This window comes from Bullifex sp., from assembly GCF_034103065.1.
GTDB lineage: Bacteria > Spirochaetota > Spirochaetia > Sphaerochaetales > Sphaerochaetaceae > Bullifex.
Genome location: NZ_JAXEGN010000198.1, coordinates 1 through 2,428 on the forward strand (window position 1 = coordinate 1; position 2,428 = coordinate 2,428).

A 2,428-nucleotide genomic window follows, 5' to 3' on the forward strand; every position below is an offset into this window, starting at 1 on the left:
TATTACAGGTTCAAATTTAATAATACAATCGAGGTTTAAAATAGATGTAATCTTAAACAAAAGACTTAAAGGAAAGTTCTCCTCTCCATTTATTAATCCAACAAAGTAATAATCAGTGACATTTAATAGCGTTGCCATTTCAGATGCTGAAAGTTCAACAATTCTCATTTGTTTTTCAATTCTTGAGCAAAGCAGAAATCTAAGCATGTTAAAGCTTTTTTCATTCTTTAGTAAAATGTTTCTTCTGGAAAGATAATACTCTCTATCACCACTATTACTTGAGTTTTCTGCCTTTAATAGAAATTGACTTTTTAGCTTATTATATTTTTCAAAATCCCAATATAATAATTCATCTTCGCTGATTTCATAGTCATCACCTAAGTCAAATTCAACTCTAAGATTTAAAGCTCTTGCAATTGAAAAAAGATCATTGATGTAAATATTATCATTTTGATAAATAATCGATTTTAATCGCTGAGTTTTTATCTTGGTCTTTTTAGAAAGCTCATCAAGAGAAATAGTTAAAGAATCTTGAATTGATTTTTTAACACTAAAAATAAACTCCTTATTTGTCATCAATTACCTCTTAATTAAAATATCATATGAAATCTTTCTAAAGGCAATGATTTAAATAAGGAGTTTGTGTGAACTTAAGCTCTTATTTCTCTATTAAATGGCTTACCTAAGCTAGCAGGACTCATTGTTTGGTTTTTAGAAGTTAAACTTAATACAATAATTACTACTAAATATGGAAGCATTACAAAGAATTCATAAGGAAGTGATAATCCAAGTCCCTGAACATTATATTGAATAGTCTGAGCAAGTGAGAAGAGTAATGCACCAAGCATAATCTTTACAGGATGCCAGTGACCAAAGTAAACGAGAGCAACTGCAATAAAGCCTCTTCCTGCAATTAATTCATCAGAGAACATCTTTGCTTGGCAAATTGAAAGGTAAGCACCAGCAATACCTGCTAAAGCACCACCAACCATTAAAGCCTCATATCTTGTTCTGTTTACATTTATTCCCATGGTATCAGCAGCTCTAGGATAAGTACCAACAGCTCTTACTTTTAAGCCCCATGGTGTTCTAAATAAAATGTAACAAGAAATAGGAACAAAGATGAATGCTAAATAAACCATAATGTTGTGTGAAAAGAAAATCTCACCAAGCACTGGAATTTTTGATAAGGCTGGAATTGGCATTGTTGGAAGTCCTGGGATAGACTGAGTTCCACCAACAAAGTGTCTAAATAGCGTTCCAGCAGTACCTACTCCAAACATTTGTAACCCGATACCAGCAATACCCTGAGGAGCTCTAAATGTTACACAAACAAGTCCAAAAAATAATCCAAGTAGTGCACCAAGTAAAGCGGCAAGAATAATTCCAACAAAATTATAGTAAAGTGGAACTGCGCCACCTCTACCAACTAAGAATGGAATTAGCATACCAACAAATGCACCTATAGCCATAATACCTTCACAGCCAAGATTGAATACTCCGGCCCTCTGGTTAAACATCTCTCCGATAGATGCTAAAAGCAATGCAACTGAAAAAGGAACTGTCATTGCTAAGATATTAATTAAAACGTCCATTATTTAGCCTCCTTTTCAAAGATATGTTTTACTTTTCTATATACTCTATCTTCGAGGTATTTATTTGATAAAATCATCTGAGTTGTAACAATTACAATGATAATTAAACCTTGCATAACCTGCACAATATTTGCAGGAACGTTTACTGCACGTGGAGCTAATGTTGAACCATAGATAATAAGGGCGAAGAAGAATGATGCAGGTATTATTCCAAGTGGATGGAGGCCACCAAATAGTGCAACTACAACAGCTGAGAAGCCATAGTTATTTGTTACACCTTCAATTGCTCTTCTATGTACACCAGCAATTTCAACACCCCCGGCAAGGCCAGCGAAGGCACCAGAGATAATCATTGCAACAGCAAGGTATGAAGATACATTAATACCACCATATTTAGCTGCTCTTGACTGTGAGCCACTTGCTCTCATCTTATAACCATAGCTTGTCTTCCACATTAATAAGTAAACAAAAACAGCTAATACAATAGCAATTACAATACCATAGTGTAATCTTCCAGTAATTCTTCCAAGTTCAATATTGCTTGTTAATCTCATTGATTGTGGAGTTCCAGATCCATTAACTTTTTCAGCTGGATCAAGCATAACAACTCTTAAACAGAATGAATAAAACTGTGCAGCAATATAGTTAAGCATTACAGTAGAAAGTAATTCTGAAACTTGTAGTTTTGCCTTCAATATACCTGGAATAAAGCCCCAAAGTGCACCTCCTAAAGCTGCCATTAAAAGAGCAAAAGGAAGTAAAATTGGTTTTGGAACATTTGGACAAGCAAGGGCTACAGCGGTAAATGCAAGAATACCCATAGCCATCTGTCC

The 2,428-nt window shown here is 34.4% G+C and carries 3 protein-coding genes; all 3 read right to left on the minus strand.

Translation table 11 applies throughout. The features are described 5' to 3' along the window. A partial coding sequence (locus tag SOY52_RS07590; protein WP_320848356.1) for a hypothetical protein occupies nucleotides 1-576 on the minus strand: 576 nt, incomplete at its 3' end. A 74-nt stretch (nucleotides 577-650) separates the two neighbouring features. After that, nucleotides 651-1,595, minus strand: coding sequence for an ABC transporter permease (locus tag SOY52_RS07595; protein WP_320848357.1), 945 nt, complete (start codon nucleotides 1,593-1,595; stop codon nucleotides 651-653). Further along, nucleotides 1,595-2,428 (minus strand): ABC transporter permease (locus SOY52_RS07600; protein ID WP_320848358.1); only part of this gene is annotated, 834 nt, incomplete at its 5' end. The genes SOY52_RS07600 and SOY52_RS07595, both read right to left, overlap by 1 nt.